The sequence below is a fragment of the Halovivax asiaticus JCM 14624 genome, assembly GCF_000337515.1.
GTDB classification, from domain to species: Archaea; Halobacteriota; Halobacteria; order Halobacteriales; family Natrialbaceae; genus Halovivax; species Halovivax asiaticus.
Genome location: NZ_AOIQ01000006.1, coordinates 26265 through 42195 on the forward strand (window position 1 = coordinate 26265; position 15931 = coordinate 42195).

Below are 15931 nucleotides of genomic sequence, written 5' to 3' on the forward strand. Positions count from 1 at the left end.
GCGTATACGGCCTATGTCGCGAGCGGAGACGTTGGCTGCGATGCTCGTCGACGAGTCGACCGTCACGATCGTCTGTCACGACAATCCGGATCCCGATTGCCTCGCGAGCGCCCTCGCGTTCGAACACATCGCTCGCTCCCGGGACGTCCCCTCCTCACGAATCGTCTACGGCGGTGAGATCTCCCATCAGCAAAATCGGGCGTTCGTCAACATGCTCGACATCTCCGTCGATCACGACGGCGAGGTCGACCCCGACGGGTTCGTCGCCTTCGTCGATCACGCACGTCACAGCGTCTCGACCGTCGATGCGGGAATCGAACCGGACGCGATCGTCGATCATCACCCGGCACCGGCCGTGGACGCGCCATTCGTCGACATCAGACCGACGTACGGTGCGACCGCGACGATTTTCGTCGAGTATCTCCAGGCCCTCGAAATCGAACTCACCAGACGAATGGCCACGGCGCTGCTGTTTGCCCTTCACCGTGAACGACTGGACTTCGTTCGTGAGCCGACGCGGGCGGAGTACGAAGCCGCACTCGCCGTCTACGACGACGCGGATCTCGATTCACTCGAACAACTGTACGGGAGTGCGTTCACACCGGCGACGATCGACGCGATCGGCGAAGCGATCCGCTCGCGCACCCGACGCGGCTCTGCACTCGTCGCCAACGTCGGTCGAACGCCGGAAACGGACGCGCTTCCGCAGGCCGCAGACTACTTGCTGAACGTCGAAGGCGTCAACACGGTCCTGGCGTACGGAATCGTCGGGGAGGCGATCCGACTTTCCGCCAGATCAGTCGATCCACGTGTCAACGTCGGGCGGACGCTCGACCAGGCGTTCGATCCACTGGGGACAGCGGGCGGCCATCACGATATGGGCGGTGGCCACATCGACCTCGGAATTTTCAGCGATTATGCGGAGGCTGACGACTGCGAGGCGCTCATCTCCATGCTCTCACCACGAATCGAACGCAGATTCTTCGAGGCACTCCGACTGGCACCGGCGTGACCGTGTGACGGTGTATGACGGGTCGATCGGGCATAGTCACATGTTCGAGTAGTGGGACGGACACTGTGCGGATATTCGAGCGGTGTCCCACCACAGCTGTTTCCCTGCGAGCGTCTTGACGTACGTCGAATCACTTCCTTTTTACAGACAGACGCGAAATGGCAGGTATGAGCTTCGAGGAAGACGATCAGGTCGTACTCTCCGATAAACACAGCGAGTTCGACGGCGAAACGGGGACCGTCACGCAGACGATGGAATCGATGTTCGGTGACGTCACCTACACGATCAGCTTCGAGGACGGCCAGGAATCCGGCGTCCCGGAAGACGCCCTCGAGGCCGCCGACGACGCCGACGAGTAACACGGACCGACCATCACTGACGGGGTCCCAGCCCGGGCATAACCGCACCCCAGCGGCTACCCCCTGTCGACAACTTCCACTGACCGACCCATGTCGAGCATTCCACTACACTACGTCGATCTGCGTGCGTTCTGTTACGCTACCGAGGACGACAAGCGCGTCGAACAGGCCCTCCGCCTGTTCCTTCCCGAGGACGTCGAACTCGACAGGGTCGAGACGGCGGGCCACTACGGGGACCGGATTCTGATCTACTCCGTTCGGGTCGAACGGGCTGACGAGATTCGTCACGTCCTGACGCAACTGGCGTCACTTCCAGCACTTACCCAGGTGATAGACGAACTCGACGACCGCGTCACCGACAACACGGAGCTGTTCCTCACGCTCGACAAACAGGCGGCGTTCAACGGCACCGTCAGTCGTGGCGACGGCATCACGTTTCGCGGGAAGCTGGAGGCCTACCCGGCGACCAGAGAGGCCGCCATCGAGAACGCCCGTGACATCCTCACCGACCTCGACGAAAGCGAGTGAGCGAGTCGACATCCCTCACGGTCACGTGCACTCGCCTCGTTCCCGTGAGTCGATTGGGAGCACGGCACTTTTGACGCGACCGGTTGAATTGAGCGCACATGGACGTACCCGTCGTCGGTGGCGATCCGGTTCGAGACGAAGTGGGGGCAGCACTGACTGACGTGGACATCGACGTGCGATCGGCGACCGTCGACGAACTGGCTCAGGCACCCGTCGGCGTCGTTGCCGGGGTGGCCGGTTCGGAGACGTTTGAAGCGGCGAACCGGCACGCCCGGAGCGGCGAAACGACCTGGATCGCCGTCGAAGTGGGCGGCGTCGGCGGGCAGCCGATCGATACCGTCGATGCGTCGGTGTCGGTGTTCGGTCCGAAAACGGCCTGCTTTGGGTGTCTCCGGGATCGGGTTCGATCGACACGCGAGAGCGACACTGGCGGGTCGAAACCGAGCGGCTCCCGTCGGACCGTCCGCTTGGCCGGCGCAATCGCCGGCAGCGAGTGCGTTCGAACCCTAGAACAGGGGACGAACGCACCGTTCGCGACCGTAACCGAACTGCCCTACACGGAACGCGTCCTGCTTCCCGTCCCGGGTTGTGCGTGTCAGGCAGATGATCGAGACCGCGCTATCGATCGGACCGACGAATCGGGGCTGGCGCTCGACGAAACCGTCGACGCGATGGACCAGGCGATCGACGAGCGGATCGGTCTGTGCAAATCGATCGGGGAGATCGACTCCTATCCGGTGCCGTACTACCTTGCCACGCTCGCGAATACCGGTGCCTATAGCGACGCCACCGCACCCACGAACGCGGCCGGCGTCGACGACGACTGGAATCGGGCGTTCGCCAAAGCGATCGGGGAGGGGCTAGAGCGGTACTGCGCAGGCGTCTACCGCGAGGAAGACTTCGTCGTTGCGGCCGCCGAGACGCTCGATGCCGTCCTTGAACCGACGGCAATCGTCAGCCCGGACGACACACCCGCGTTCGATCCGTCGACCGACTCGCGCTGGGTCGACGGCGTGGATCTCTCGACCGGCAAGCAGACCTCCCTCCCGGCGGATGCGGTCCACTTCCCCCAACCCGGTCCGGGCTACGTCCCGCAGATCACGACCGGCCTCGGACTCGGATCGTCGACCGCCGACGCACTCGTGGCGGGCCTGACCGAGATCGTCGAACGGGACGCGACGATGCTCTCGTGGTTCTCGACGGCCGATCCCGTCGAACTTTCGGTGAGCGACGAGCGATTCCAAACGGTCGTTCGCCGGGTCGAAAGCGAGGGACTGGCAGTCACACCGCTCCTCGTCACACAGGACGTCGACGTACCGGTCGTCTCCGTCGCCGTCCATCGTGAGGACGGCGACTGGCCGGCGTTCGCAGTCGGATCGGCAGCGGACCTCGACGCCACGGCCGCTGCACGGAGTGCGCTCGCCGAAGCAACGCAGAACTGGATGGAACTTCGCTCGATCGGCCCGGACGAGGCGACCGACGCGGGCGCCTGGATCGGCCACTACGGATCGTTCCCCGCTGCTGCCCGGGAATTTCTCGACACGTCGGAAACCGTCGACGCGGCGTCGGTGTCACCAGACCCAGTTCCGTCCGGAACTGAAGCCGTCGAGACTCTCGTCGAACGGCTCACCGATGCAGGACTCACGCCGTACGCGGCCCGCCTCACCACACGCGACGTCGCGGCGCTCGGCTTCGAAGCCGTGCGCGTGATCGTTCCGACTGCACAGCCGCTGTTTACGGCAAACCCTTACTTTGGAGAACGAGCGCGCACCGTGCCGGAAACACTGGGCACCGAACCACGCCTCGACGGGCCGCCACACCCGTATCCCTGACGCACTGCAGCCGTCGGCTACTCTCTCCGTCAATCGTTCCGATTCGATCACTCCCGAAGGCTGAGATCGAGATCCAGGCCGTCGTCGGTGACCGTAATCGTGAGCTGTTTCGTTTCGGGTCCGAGCAGTTCGGTCGCCTCGTCGATGACCGCGTCTTCGTCCGGTTCCTCCTCACCGTCGCCGGCCAACTCGACGAGTTTGACGCTGGCCTGTGAATCGGAATTCGGGACGCGTCCGATCGTTGCGGTGGCGTCGACGGGAATCGTCACCGGCGTGTCGATGTTCTTCCGGTTCGAGTCCAGTTCGGTCACCGTGACGACGACGCCTTTCGGTGAGTCGGTTTCGTTCTGTCCGGTGAGCAAGATCGGCATGCTCAGCGAGAACGCGTAGATGAAGTAGCCTACGAGCCCGAACGCAGAGATCCCACCGGCCCCGGCAAGTAGCGTACGTCGGTTCACACAGGGGCCTAGCCGTCGAGAATCCCTTAGTGTTACCATTTTGGCCCCGCGGCAGACGCCGGACGCCCCACGGTGAGAATCGACCTGCGGATGACGTGGCCGTCGATTGCGTGTCGGTGGCGTTACTCAGACTGTGGCGAGTAGTTCGGCGCTTCGTCGGTAATGACGACGTCGTGGGCGTGGCCCTCCGCCTGGCCGGCGCTGGAGACCCGGACGAACTCGGCGCGCTCTTTGAACTCGGGGACGGTTTCGGCGCCGACGTAACCCATCCCGGACTGCATGCCGCCGGAGAGTTGGTGAAGCTCGGATTTGAGCGTTCCCTTGTAGGGTGTCGCCGCCTCGACCCCTTCGGGGACGTACTCGTCTTCCTCGTCGGGGTCCTCCTTGAGGTAGCGTTCCGTGTCGCCGGATTTCATCGCACCGACGGAGCCCATCCCGCGGTACTGCTTGTACTTCTTGCCGTTCATCGTGACGACGCGGCCCGGAGCCTCGTCCGTGCCCGCGAAGTACGACCCAAGCATGACGGCGTCGGCGCCGGCCGCGACGGCCTTGATCGCGTCGCCGGAGTAGCGAATGCCGCCGTCGGCGATGACAGGTACGTCGTGTTCCGCGGCGACATCGGCGACCTGCGCGACGGCGGTGATCTGTGGCATGCCGGCACCGGAGACGACACGCGTGGTACAGATCGAGCCCGGGCCGATGCCGACCTTGATCCCGTCGGCGAAGTCGACGAGTTCCGCAGCAGCCTCGCGCGTGCCGACGTTTCCGACGACCACGTCAGCGTCGACGCTCTCTTTGATCTCCTTCGCCCCCTCGATGACGTTCCGGTTGTGCGCGTGGGCGGTGTCGATGAAGAGGACGTCCGCGTCGACGTCGTCGGCGGCCTCGGCTCGATCAAGCTCGAACGGACTGACCGCGACGCCGACACGCAGGCGGCCATCCTCGTCGCGAACGGCGTCTTTGTACTCGCGACGCTGGAGGATGCCCTGCATCGTGACGAGTCCGACGAGAAGGTTCTCGTCGTCGACGACCGGCACCCGTTCGATCTTGTGTTCGTACATCAAGTCGAACGCGTCGCGGGAGTCGACGTCCTCGTGGGCCGTGATGACCTCGTCGGTCATCGCCTCCGTGACGGGGTCGTCCTCGTTGACTTCCAGATGCGGGCGGATGTCAGTGCTCGAGATGATGCCGAGAACCTCACCGCGGGTGTTGACCACGGGGGCGCCGCCGACGCCCTCCCGGGCCATCAGCTCGTCGACTTCGCGGACGGACATCTCAGGATTGGCGGTGACGACATCGTCTAGGGAAATGATCAGTTCGTCGGCGCGCTTGACGCGATCGATCTCTTCGACCATCCGGTCGATCGTCATGTTTCTGTGCAAGACACCGAGGCCACCCTGCCGGGCCATCTCGATGGCCAGTCCGCTCTCCGTAACGGTGTCCATCGCCGCCGAGAGGATCGGGATCGACACCTCGACGTTGGTCGAAATTTGCGAAGTGAGATCGGCCTGGTCGGGTTCGACGTGGCTCTCTTTCGGTCGGAGCAACACGTCGTCGAATGTCAGCGCCTCGGGTACCCGTAGTTTGTCCGTAAAGAACTCGTCCGATGGAAGATCGTTCGCCATGTAAACTGTCCGACTGGGCCACCCAAAAACGTTGCGAGATTCGGTCGTCTCGACTCGAATAGTGGGGATACGTGACGTGAAATCCTCTCTCACGCAACGCTTACTAAAACACGACCCGTCGTTTCCCACATGAACGCTGTGATGGCCTCAGATTCCGGAAACGCTGGCTGGACGAGTTTTGACTTCGTCGCCGCTCTCCGGATGAACCCGCTCACAGCACGGGTACCGATTCGCGGGCGAGACTGGCTCTGCCGCCGGCTCTCGAAGGTCCGTGATCGTGACACCCACCACCCATCGGCCACGGGGTATGGCCATCGTCCCTGACCGATGAGTGCGTCCACGCATCCGATCGCCAGGCGCCTATCCAGCCTCGGCGAGTCCGATCGCTCGTTACTCGCGCTCGTGATGGGCCTGCCCCTGATCGACGGTATCTTCCCGGCGCTCGTTCTCGCCGGAGCACTGGAGAACCCGCTCGACGCGATCCAAATCGGCCTGTTGATCTTCGGCGGCAGCGCCACGGTCGCTGTCGTCCTCGGCGAGATGGACGGAACGCCGCGCGAACAGGCGCGGACGGTCCTCGTCGTTGGCATCCCACTGATCCTGATCGCGGCACTCCAGGCGGCCATCGCCCCGTCGATCGCGAGCGTTCTCGATCTGGTGACCTTCGAGCGCTTCGCTGCCCTCGTCATCGCGGCCATCGCTGCCAAGACGGCCAGCGCCCGCATCGGCGAGTATCTGCCCGGTCCCGGCGTGATCATCGCCCTGGGTCTGCTGGCGAGCCTGGACCCAGCGGGCGCCACGTTCGAGATCCTCGCGGATCCGATGCTGGTCGCAAACGCGCTCCTGGCGGCCGGCATCGGCGTCGGCTTCGCCCTCGCGCTGGCCGTCTTCGGGCCGGTGCTTCGTGCCTACGTCGACGTGGATCGCTTCCGCTTCGGCTGTGCCCTCGCGCTGGGGATCCTCCCGCTATCCCTGCTGGGGATGGCCTTCGGACAGGCACCGCTGGCCGTCCTGGTCGTCGCCGGGCTGTTCGCCCTCGATCCCGATGGTGAAGAAGGGGGCGACACTGCTGCAAAGCAGCCGACTGCGTCGGCTGGCGATCGCGCGCACCGGACTGACGGCGGCGTTCGTCGCCCGCGCGATGACACGACAGGAACCGGTGAGGAAGATTCCCCAGCTGAGGCGTCTGCCACCTACGATCCCTACCCCAGCGACGACGGAACAGACACGGCCGGCCGCGCGCCGTGGATGTAGGTTGCACACGAGGATCTCATCAGGGGCCTCAATGTGGGAATGAGAGCTGAATGCATTCTTCCAATCGCGTATCCCACGTCCACACCGACTGTCCAGATACGAGGCCGTCGTGCACGTTACTCGTGTCCTCATCGAGGAGTCAGCAGAAGTGGTAACGCTGTGGTCCGGGGAAACTATGAGTCTATTCAGCGGTGAGCGACTTCGATTGGGTACACTCACCCGAGTTCTCGAGAAAGTCAAGCGCGCCTCAATACGTAAAGCTTCCAACCAGCTCTCGCCCGTCGCCATTAGCGGCGACACCGATCACCGAAACCGTTCCGCTCCCTTGCAGCGGCGACGACCACGTCGAACCTGTCCCCCCTGACAGAATCTCCTCGCCGTCAGCATAGTCTTCGACACCTCCAATATCTCCCCGGAGGACAAAATGTGAGGCAGCGCCTGCGGCGGCGACGCTCAGTGTCACCTCCCCATCTGATACGGACGACTGGACCATCGCGTTGATCGGCGAACCGGGAGTCGATTCCTCCGCTGAGTCGTTTTCATCCGCCGAATTGTCGGATTCTGGGCTCTCAGATTCCTGCTCGTCGCTGTCGCCACCGAGGGATTCGAGGCAACCCGCTGTACTGACGCCAACGAGTGCGCCCGCGAGTTGGAGGTATCGACGCCGGTCCGGTCCACCTGAGCGAGTTGGTGATGCCATATGAATCATCAGTCGGATTCCAATTAATAACACTTTGATTTACCCTAAGGAGGCAGTTTATTCGTTGGTCAGTCGCGCTAACGTGAGGCGGGCGATATTCGCTCAACCACCCCATTTATCGAGAACAGTGTGTCTATCCAGTTTTCTCCAGTACAATGTCCATGCCAGGGTGCAAAGTTAGGGAACTTGGAGGTCGCGGAGATCCACTATCAGGGTTCAAATTCCACCCACATCCAATAAATATAATATTCAGCACACAGTACTTGACAGTGGAAGCCCACGTCTCCATCCGTCGCAGAGGGCTGCGCAGAGAAATGCCCCGGGTGTCCTCGCACCCGAGGCGTGGCTTCCAAAGCGACCACCGCTTTGGTTACCATGTTCCGAAAGACACCACCGAGACAAAAGGCTCTCGCACGACCTTCGTACTGCCAGCGCCCGCTGTACACCCACAATTCCTCAGATTCCACGGAGCACATCGGAGAGCGACATCGATCGCAAAATCCGGAGGTGATCTGAGATGGGTCGGTACGAGTACGACGAGCCGACACCAGATCCGGCCTGCGAGCGCTGCGAGGTCGGGCTTACGGCAGACCATTGGGTCCGCCTGGAGGCCCTCCACCAGGGAACAAACGCAGAGTACTACATCGACTCGAAGAAGCTCGTCTGCGTCGACTGCGTCGCCGCTATGGGGATGCTGGAGTTCGACCGAGAAGCGGTCGAACAGAACCGCTCCGACTAACCGACTCGTCGCCACCCGAATCGAAACCACTTTAGGGCACTTGCACCTACCCAGATTTGAGGGGTCGTGGCCAAGCCAGGCATGGCGACTGACTCCAGAGGCATACCCGCCCGGGACGACACTCCAGCTGATATACTGATCGAGTGGCTGATCACCGCTCGTGTGATGACCCTCTGGAGTTCCGAGGTGGGTCCGGAGATATCAGTCAATCGGGGGTTCAAATCCCTCCGACCCCATACTTCTGCTGTGAACAACGTTGCAAGCAGTAGAACCTGAACAAGAGGGGATATAAGCCCAGACAACGAACAAAGATGTTCTCGCGGTTCACAATCCCTTCAACTCTGTTTTGACGGTGCTGTTTGAGGGGTTCGGTGTAATTGCTGATCTCTAGCCGTTTTCGAGCAGAGAAGAGCCAGATGATTACTGTCAGTACCCAATAATAAAAACTCCTCACCAGCTCTTTCCCATCACTGTCATCGGCGAACCAACTACTGGGACCTCACCACTCCCAGACAAGTTTGGTGACCAAATCGTTCTAATCCCACTATCCAGAATTTCATCACCTTCGGTATACGCATCGAGTCCCTCAATTTCACCGCGAAGGATGAATGTGAGGCAACGCCTGATTCAACTACAGTTGGCGTAACTTCCTCATCCGACACAGCAGAGTCAACCAGTGCATTGATCGGTAGGGCATTTCACCTATTACTACCGGCCGGATTATCGCCTTCAAGGGGGACTGTTTCTGACTCGGTGTCACTATTGTCGGTGTGGCCTCAATGCAACCTCCAAACTAATACCAACTAGCCCAGCTGTGAACTGTCGATATCGGTGACAGTTCGTTTCATATGGCCTTGGTTCAATACACATATGCCATAGAAAATTTAGGCATAATGAATATCTCGAAATTAGTAAGAGATGCTCCATGTCTGCTATGAATTCGGACAAATACTAACGGCTAGTGACCATCGCAGTACGGCAAAAAAGTCAATACGATAAATCGAGGCCGCAGTGCCTAGCCGTTAGGGCCAGGTGAAGGAACCGGCATTTTCTTCCCGATCTCCATCAATTGCGATGATGTTCACTTCATCGCCGGAATTAAGTGATGAAGTCGACACCGTTACGGATTCACCAGTTTGAATATTGGAGAATCCAGCCGACGTATCCATTGCACCACGAAGATCGAACGATGAAGCCTCACCAGGTTCCATAATAGTCAGCGTCACGCTGTCGTTGTCGGTATCCAGGTCATAATCTACCTGGGCATTAATCGGACTGTCGGTGCTGTCACCGAAGTCCATCACGAGCGTTGCGATGACAGCTGCCAGAATAACCGTAATAGCAACCATCAGGATGACGCCGATCACGGGGGATACGGCGCGTTCGTCTTCCGATCCAACGAGTTTGTCGCGGAGTGTTTTTCCGTCCATCATTGTTGTTCGTCCACGGCTGAACGAACAGAAAACGTATATCGGAGGAGATGGACCGTCCGCCGCGGGTGGCGGACGCCTGGTCCGTGCCCCCTACACCATCGTTCTCTGTCCAGTGCCGGGTACGACGAAGTGACGGCACGGGGATCGTATAAATCTATCTGCTAGTCAAGAATTCGTGACTGTCACTGAAAATCTGGTAGCACTGCTTGTAGGTTTGCGACGACGATTGTACCTTTCCAAGCGAGTCTTGAAGGCTCTGAGGTCGTCGATATCGAGGGGGTCGCCGCTATTCGTTCAGATAGATATAGGTTATGGGCGTTTCGACGATCGATTCGTCACGGCGTCGAAATCGTGTGTGGATGTCGTGACGGGGTGGACCGTTCTGGCGCGCGCCTCGAACGCACCACAATTCTCTCACGATCGCTGTCAGGATAGGTCGCTGTCCGGCCCGGCTGGATTCAGTGTCACCACGTCGCGTAGGGATGACGTCCGTTCGAGTGCGAAAAAGCCCAACAGTGAGACGTTGCAGATCCGACTTCGATCGCTTCCCCAACCGACTCAAGCGCTCACGGCTCGATCCGACATCCGTTGGCGATTCAGTGGCTCAGCCGCCGGTTGAAACCCGTTTTGGCGGGTGTGAGACGTCCTCCGTCTCGGCTCCCGTCTCCCGGGACGAAGTGGGCAAATTCACATACCCCCAGTTCCAACGGGCGTGTATGGGCGAATCCGAAAACAGCGACCCGGTCTCAGACGAGGAGTCGTCGACCGGCACGCTCGACGCCGACGGCGGATCGAGTGACCACCCGGCCGACTCGACGACCGACGAGGGCAGCGTTGCCTCGACAAGCAATGGGGATAGTGTCGCCACGACAAACGACGAACACACCCCCGAATCGACGTCCGTCGAACAGACGGCCGCCGACTCGGGTGCCGCGACGACCGACCCTGACTCGACGTTCGCGGGTCGCAACGCCGTCCGCGCGGCGGGACTGCTCGCCGGCCTCGGCGTCTTCCTTTTCTGGGGCCCGGTGCTGTTCACCGGGGCAGGTCTCACCATGTGGATGCAGTTCGGCCTCGGCCTCACCATCGCCGTAGCCGGCTCCGTCACAGCCATGAAACACGGGGAGGGCGCCGCCGCGGCGATCGGCCTCCCGCTGCTGGCCGCCGTCATGGGGGTGCTGGTCATCGCACTGCCCCAGCTCACCGACGTCCACTCGGGAACGCTCGAGATCGTCAACTCCGTGGCCGGCGCTGTCGTTGTCCTGCTCGCGCTGCTGGCCATCTTCGGGTTCCGAAAGAACGCCGCCGAACAGAGCGGCCGCGCGACGGCGAGCCGATAACGACCGACTCGCGACGAATTTGTCTCTCAGTTCGACACCAACTTACCCAGAGACGGCTGTCCCCCTTTTCGACCGATAGGATCGCCACACCTACTTCCGCGGCATATACACGAAGACCTCTTTCCAAATGTTCCCACCTGCCTACTCGTCCGATTCGGATTCGACTTCGCGGTGGACGACTACGCGATCGATGTGGCCGACGTCACCGGTCGTCGTCATCGTCCCGAGCAAGTCGGCCTCGTAGAGCAACGCGCTGACGGACTGGCGCTCGCCGTCCTCGTCGTACTCGGTCCGATGTTCGATCCAGTATTCGTTCGCGGTGTCGTCGTCTTCAGGGACTGTAAGTGTGATCGAGCGCAACGTCCCGGGGAGCAGCGCGTTTTCCAGCGTCAATTCCTTCGTCTCGATCGATAGAGCCGTACAAGTGACCGGCGACTGGGGAGTTTCGTCGTACCCCTCGTTGTACCGATCGAAGTACAGATCGAGTTCGTCGCCGGTCTCGACGTCCGGAAGCACGGCCACTGGCGGCCCATCCAGTTGCTCGTCAACCATTACCCGGTCGTTCGACGTCATCGACCAAAACCGTCACCCTTCGGTGTGACTGACATCCGTGCTCGGGCCAGGGGTGACGACGGCCACATTGCTCACTCGAACATACCGGTCGAAAAGTAGCGCTCGCCGCTGTCCCAGAAGACCGTGACGACGAGCGGGCAGTCCGTCCCGTCACCGCCGTCGGTGCGAGCAGCTCGGCCGTCCTCGAAGTCGCCGAACTGGCTATCGAGCGCATCCGGAAGCTCGGGGCAAGGCTGGGCCGGGTTCGCGATCCGGTCGGCGACGGCCCGCGAGACGAGGCTGGTGGCCCCGCTCGATTGGCCGACGAGGATGCCCTCCTCTCGGGCGAGTCGGCGACACTCGTCCTCGGCGTCCTCGAGCGCGACGGTTTCGACCGTGTCTATCAGCGACCGATCGAGGTTCTCGCTCACGAAGCCTGGTCCCATGCCCTGGTACTCGTCGTCGCCGGACTCACCGGTCAAGAGTACCGGGTTTCGCTCCGGTTCGACCGCCACGATCTCGGCGTCCGGAAACCGCTCCCGAACGCGGCGACCGATGCCGGTGATCGTGCCCCCGGTCCCCACGCCAGCGACGAATGCGTCGATCGACCGGTCGCCAATCTGCTCCAGTAATTCGACCCCCGTTGTTCGATAATGGGCATCGGGGTTGGCCTCGTTGTCGAACTGGCCGAGTTGAACGGCGCCCGTGGCGGCGATCTCGTCCGCGCGGTCGCGCGCGTCTGACATGTCACCTTCGACCAGTTCGATCTCGGCCCCGTAGGCGGCCATCACCTGCCGGCGCTCCGCGGATTTGCCCGCCGGCATCACGATCGTGAGGTCGTAACCACGAGCCGCGGAGACGAGTGCGAGTCCAATCCCCGTGTTCCCACTCGTCGGTTCGACGAGTCGATCCCCTGGTTCGATCTCGCCAGCCTGTTCGGCCGCGTGGATCATCCCCATCGCCGCCCGATCCTTGGCCGACCCACCCGGATTCGCCGACTCGAGTTTCGCCGCGACCGTCGCACCCGGCGGGCTATCGAGTGCCACCAGCGGCGACCCGATGGTGTCCAGGATACCGTTTCTCATCGGCGAGAGTACGGACGGGAGACGTAAACCACTGCTGGAGGACGGAAATATCGCCGATGGAGACATTGGCCGAGCAGGGGTTTTCGCAAAGCGCTCACTGTAGGGGTCTCACAATGCGCGGCAACGAGTTCCGCTAACCGCGGGCGTTAACTCTGCCTGTCCAGTAGTCCCTGTCGTGCAACTCGAAACGCTCCGCCCGAATCCGGCGTGGGACGACGCGTCCTACGAGGACGTCGTCGAGACGATCGAAGCCCACCGAGACGACCTGACCTACCGCATCTGGGGCGCCGACTGGTGCGGCGATTGCCGATCTACCCTGCCCGACTTCGGCGCAGCCCTCGAGGCCGCATCCGTCCCCGACGACCGCATCGACGTACGACCCGTCGACCAGAACAAAGCCGGGGAAGGGGTCGAAGCGTACGGGATCGAGTACATACCGACGATCGTCGTTGAGACGGACGACGGAACCGAGGTGGCCCGCTTCGTCGAGTCAGAACCCGTTCCCCCGGCGACGTACCTCGCCGACGCGATCGAGGAGTGGGCCGAACCAGTCTGATACTGGCTCAAAACGGAGTACCGTCGCACGGGGAAGGTAGAACGGTGCCACGTCGCACGGGGAAATTAGAACGGTGCCCCCTCAGACGTGGACTCCTCTCCGTCGTGCCACGCGAGTGCGGTCGCCAGATCGTGCTCCGGCGGCGAACAGACCCGATCCGCACAGACGTAGACCGTCGGTTCGTCCGCACGCTGTTCTCTGTCGGCCCAGATCGGTGGGACCGTGTCGAGCCCGATCACGTCCAACCAGTCGTCGAGCATCGCCGACGACGCCGGTCGGGGGGCGAGTAGGCGTCGAGGGAGGTACGTCCGCCCGAGAGTACGTTCCCATTCCATCGGTCGTCCGTCCGCGACGGTCGTCACTTCGAGTGGCCCGTGTGTGACGAGATCCTGTGCCAGTGACAGCGAGACGTATTCGAACGGTGATTCTTCGATTTCGGTCGCGTGGGTCGAGACGACTCGGCGTGCCATCTCGCCGAAGGGTTCGGCTGTGAACGGATCGAGCATCGCCAGTATCTCGACTGCGACGCCGGTCGGTGATGGCGTCGACTGATCGCCTAGTTCCTGCGGTCTGACGAGCAACGATTCGCCGCGTTCCGGCGTGAAATACAACGTCTCGGCTGACTCGTCCCAGAAGTCCCGACGAATCGCGCGGGCGAGATCGAGAGCGAACGCGAGGGGTTCGACCTCACCCGTCGCCTCGTAACACGTAAGCGCACCGCGGGCGAGGAACGCGTAGTCTTCGAGGTAGCCGTCGATTCCCACGTCCCCATCTCGGACGCGCCTGGCAAGTCGGCCGGTGTCGTCGTCCCAGAGATTTGTGCGGACGAACGCCAGCGCATCTGTCGCGAGTTGCGCGTATCGGTCGTCACCCGACGGTCCGTCCGACGCACCGCCGGCCGACGCCGCGTTCGTAGCTGCTTCGCGTCCGCTGGTCCCGAGGACGATCGAGGCCTCCGCGAGCATGTCGATCGCCAGTCCGTTCCAGCCGGCGAGTATCTTCTCGTCACGCGGTGGGCGCGGTCGCGTCGCTCTGGCCTCGAAGACGGCCGTCCGGGCGGCGTCGAGTCGATCCTCGACCGTCGATGGCGCCAACCCGTAGTCGGTTGCCAGGTCCTCGATGGACGCCTCGACGGTCAACACCGTCGACCCCTCGAAGTTCCCCGAGTCAGTGACGCCGAACCGATTACAGAACAGCGCCCCGCTTTCGTCCGACAGTCCAGCCTCGGCTACCGCCGACTCGATTTCGGCTGGTGTCCAGACGTAGAACGCGCCTTCTTCTCGTTCACCCGATTCCGTCTCGCTCTGGGCGTCGAGCGTGCTGTAGAAGCCGCCCTCGGGATGGCGCAGTTCCCGTTCGAGGAAGTCGACGGTCTCGCGAACCGTCCGCGCGTAGCGGTCGTCGCCGGTGACCTGATAGCCGGCGAGAAGCGCGCGGGGAATCGCGGCGTTGTCGTACAGCATCTTCTCGAAATGTGGCACCGTCCAGTCTTCGTCGACGCAGTAGCGATGGAAGCCGCCGCCGACGTGATCGTACAGGCCGCCCGAGCACATCGCATCGAGCGCCCGCGTCGCCGTTTCGCGCGCGTTCGGCCGGTCGTGAGCTGCATCGAGACGGAGGAGGGATTCGACGCGACGTGGCTGTGGGAACTTGGGCCCGCCACGACCGAACCCACCGTGCTCGTCGTCGCTGGCCCGAAGTGCCGCCTCACCGACTCGCTCCAGTGCGTCGGGCCCGTCGGCGTCGAGTCCCCCATCGATCGGGCTACCTGTATCAGCCGAGATCGGTGCCGGAGTCGACGACGATTCGTTCCCCGCAGCGGCCGCCGAATCGAGTCGGTCCGCCGCCATCGCCGTCCACTCGTCGGCGCGAGACTCGATCTCGTCGCGATTCTCGCTCCACGAAACGCGGATCTGCCTGCAGAGTTCGAGGAATCCCGGTGTACCGCGCTGAGCCTCGCGTGGAAAGTACGTCCCGACGTAGAACGGGCGGCCGTCCGGCGTAAGCCAGGCCGAGAGGGGCCACCCCCCGCGACCGGTGACCGCCTGGCAGACGGTCATGTAGATGCTGTCGACGTCGGGCCGTTCCTCGCGATCGACCTTGATCGGGACGAATCCCTCGTTCAGCACCGTGGCGACGGTCTCGTCGGCGAAGCTCTCTGCTTCCATCACGTGACACCAGTGACACGCTGAATACCCGATCGAGAGGAAGATGGGTCGATCGCGCTCCTGGGCCGCCGAACGCGCTCGCTCGTCCCACGGCTGCCAGTTGACCGGATTGTCGGCGTGCTGGCGGAGATACGGACTCGCCTCCTCGTCGAGTCGATTACGCGCTAGCGGATCGGTCATATCCTCCCTACACGCAGCGCGTTCAAAAGGAGTGGCCTCGCGGCCAGCACCACCGGACGACGATCGTGTGAAACCGTTTCGCCGGTCACGTTCACGGGCACATGGACATT

General features: G+C 62.4%; 15 protein-coding genes and 1 tRNA gene. 9 read left to right on the top strand and 7 right to left on the bottom strand.

Features of this window, described 5'->3' with window-relative positions; genetic code table 11:
• Window positions 1-13 precede the first annotated feature (13 nt).
• From C479_RS01235 to C479_RS01250, 4 genes are all read left to right on the top strand, one after another.
• Complete coding sequence (locus C479_RS01235; RefSeq protein WP_007696632.1) at window positions 14-1012, top strand: DHH family phosphoesterase; 999 nt, start codon at window positions 14-16, stop codon at window positions 1010-1012.
• Window positions 1013-1179: 167 nt separating this feature from the next.
• A complete protein-coding gene (locus C479_RS01240; RefSeq protein WP_007696633.1) occupies window positions 1180-1371 on the top strand; it encodes a hypothetical protein in 192 nt (63 codons plus the stop codon).
• A 90-nt stretch (window positions 1372-1461) separates the two neighbouring features.
• Window positions 1462-1899, top strand: coding sequence for an RNA-binding protein (locus C479_RS01245; protein ID WP_007696635.1), 438 nt, complete (start codon window positions 1462-1464; stop codon window positions 1897-1899).
• Window positions 1900-1997: 98 nt separating this feature from the next.
• The gene (locus C479_RS01250; RefSeq protein ID WP_007696639.1) at window positions 1998-3731 is read left to right on the top strand and encodes a YcaO-like family protein; all 1734 of its coding nucleotides are present in this window, start codon (window positions 1998-2000) and stop codon (window positions 3729-3731) included.
• Between the two features lie 47 nt (window positions 3732-3778).
• On the opposite strand, the gene C479_RS01255 is transcribed toward C479_RS01250, so the two are convergent.
• Window positions 3779-4189, bottom strand: coding sequence for a hypothetical protein (locus C479_RS01255; RefSeq protein ID WP_007696641.1), 411 nt, complete (start codon window positions 4187-4189; stop codon window positions 3779-3781).
• Window positions 4190-4311: 122 nt separating this feature from the next.
• Window positions 4312-5814 (bottom strand): IMP dehydrogenase, encoded by a 1503-nt coding sequence (gene guaB, locus C479_RS01260; RefSeq protein ID WP_007696642.1) that lies wholly within the window; start codon window positions 5812-5814, stop codon window positions 4312-4314.
• A 327-nt stretch (window positions 5815-6141) separates the two neighbouring features.
• On the opposite strand from guaB, the gene C479_RS01265 reads away from it, so the two are divergent.
• Window positions 6142-7068 carry a DUF5794 domain-containing protein gene (locus C479_RS01265; protein ID WP_007696643.1) on the top strand — a complete coding sequence of 309 codons (927 nt, stop codon included), beginning with the start codon at window positions 6142-6144 and terminating at the stop codon, window positions 7066-7068.
• A 247-nt stretch (window positions 7069-7315) separates the two neighbouring features.
• On the opposite strand, the gene C479_RS15950 is transcribed toward C479_RS01265, so the two are convergent.
• Window positions 7316-7768, bottom strand: coding sequence for a hypothetical protein (locus tag C479_RS15950; protein ID WP_152415775.1), 453 nt, complete (start codon window positions 7766-7768; stop codon window positions 7316-7318).
• 517 nt (window positions 7769-8285) lie between these two features.
• On the opposite strand from C479_RS15950, the gene C479_RS01270 reads away from it, so the two are divergent.
• Both C479_RS01270 and C479_RS15955 read left to right on the top strand, forming a co-directional pair.
• The gene (locus tag C479_RS01270; RefSeq protein WP_007696644.1) at window positions 8286-8507 is read left to right on the top strand and encodes a hypothetical protein; all 222 of its coding nucleotides are present in this window, start codon (window positions 8286-8288) and stop codon (window positions 8505-8507) included.
• Between the two features lie 60 nt (window positions 8508-8567).
• Window positions 8568-8743 (top strand) — tRNA-Trp (locus C479_RS15955).
• Window positions 8744-9529: 786 nt separating this feature from the next.
• Here C479_RS15955 and C479_RS01275 read toward each other — a convergent pair.
• Window positions 9530-9940, bottom strand: coding sequence for a type IV pilin (locus C479_RS01275; RefSeq protein ID WP_007696645.1), 411 nt, complete (start codon window positions 9938-9940; stop codon window positions 9530-9532).
• A 716-nt stretch (window positions 9941-10656) separates the two neighbouring features.
• Here C479_RS01275 and C479_RS01280 point away from each other — a divergent pair.
• The gene (locus C479_RS01280; protein WP_007696647.1) at window positions 10657-11280 is read left to right on the top strand and encodes a hypothetical protein; all 624 of its coding nucleotides are present in this window, start codon (window positions 10657-10659) and stop codon (window positions 11278-11280) included.
• Window positions 11281-11421: 141 nt separating this feature from the next.
• Here C479_RS01280 and C479_RS01285 read toward each other — a convergent pair whose 3' ends face one another.
• Both C479_RS01285 and C479_RS01290 read right to left on the bottom strand, forming a co-directional pair.
• Window positions 11422-11832, bottom strand: a complete 411-nt coding sequence (locus C479_RS01285; protein WP_152415776.1) for a hypothetical protein — start codon at window positions 11830-11832, stop codon at window positions 11422-11424.
• Window positions 11833-11924: 92 nt separating this feature from the next.
• Window positions 11925-12917, bottom strand: coding sequence for a PLP-dependent cysteine synthase family protein (locus C479_RS01290; RefSeq protein ID WP_007696652.1), 993 nt, complete (start codon window positions 12915-12917; stop codon window positions 11925-11927).
• Window positions 12918-13092: 175 nt separating this feature from the next.
• Between C479_RS01290 and C479_RS01295 the strand changes: the two genes are divergently transcribed.
• Entirely contained in the window at window positions 13093-13473 is a 381-nt protein-coding gene (locus C479_RS01295) for a TlpA family protein disulfide reductase (protein ID WP_007696655.1), read from the top strand.
• Between the two features lie 65 nt (window positions 13474-13538).
• Here C479_RS01295 and C479_RS01300 read toward each other — a convergent pair whose 3' ends face one another.
• On the bottom strand, window positions 13539-15821 hold the full coding sequence (locus C479_RS01300) for a thioredoxin domain-containing protein (RefSeq protein WP_007696658.1): 2283 nt from the start codon (window positions 15819-15821) through the stop codon (window positions 13539-13541).
• Between the last annotated feature and the right edge of the window lie 110 nt (window positions 15822-15931).

Coding starts and splice junctions, on each gene's coding strand:
- C479_RS01235 (WP_007696632.1), top strand. CDS start 14: ATGTCGCGAGCGGAGACGTTGGCTGCGATGCTCGTCGACGAGTCGACC.
- C479_RS01240 (WP_007696633.1), top strand. CDS start 1,180: ATGAGCTTCGAGGAAGACGATCAGGTCGTACTCTCCGATAAACACAGC.
- C479_RS01245 (WP_007696635.1), top strand. CDS start 1,462: ATGTCGAGCATTCCACTACACTACGTCGATCTGCGTGCGTTCTGTTAC.
- C479_RS01250 (WP_007696639.1), top strand. CDS start 1,998: ATGGACGTACCCGTCGTCGGTGGCGATCCGGTTCGAGACGAAGTGGGG.
- guaB (WP_007696642.1), bottom strand. CDS start 5,814: ATGGCGAACGATCTTCCATCGGACGAGTTCTTTACGGACAAACTACGG.
- C479_RS01265 (WP_007696643.1), top strand. CDS start 6,142: ATGAGTGCGTCCACGCATCCGATCGCCAGGCGCCTATCCAGCCTCGGC.
- C479_RS15950 (WP_152415775.1), bottom strand. CDS start 7,768: ATGGCATCACCAACTCGCTCAGGTGGACCGGACCGGCGTCGATACCTC.
- C479_RS01270 (WP_007696644.1), top strand. CDS start 8,286: ATGGGTCGGTACGAGTACGACGAGCCGACACCAGATCCGGCCTGCGAG.
- C479_RS01275 (WP_007696645.1), bottom strand. CDS start 9,940: ATGATGGACGGAAAAACACTCCGCGACAAACTCGTTGGATCGGAAGAC.
- C479_RS01280 (WP_007696647.1), top strand. CDS start 10,657: ATGGGCGAATCCGAAAACAGCGACCCGGTCTCAGACGAGGAGTCGTCG.
- C479_RS01285 (WP_152415776.1), bottom strand. CDS start 11,832: ATGGTTGACGAGCAACTGGATGGGCCGCCAGTGGCCGTGCTTCCGGAC.
- C479_RS01290 (WP_007696652.1), bottom strand. CDS start 12,917: ATGAGAAACGGTATCCTGGACACCATCGGGTCGCCGCTGGTGGCACTC.
- C479_RS01300 (WP_007696658.1), bottom strand. CDS start 15,821: ATGACCGATCCGCTAGCGCGTAATCGACTCGACGAGGAGGCGAGTCCG.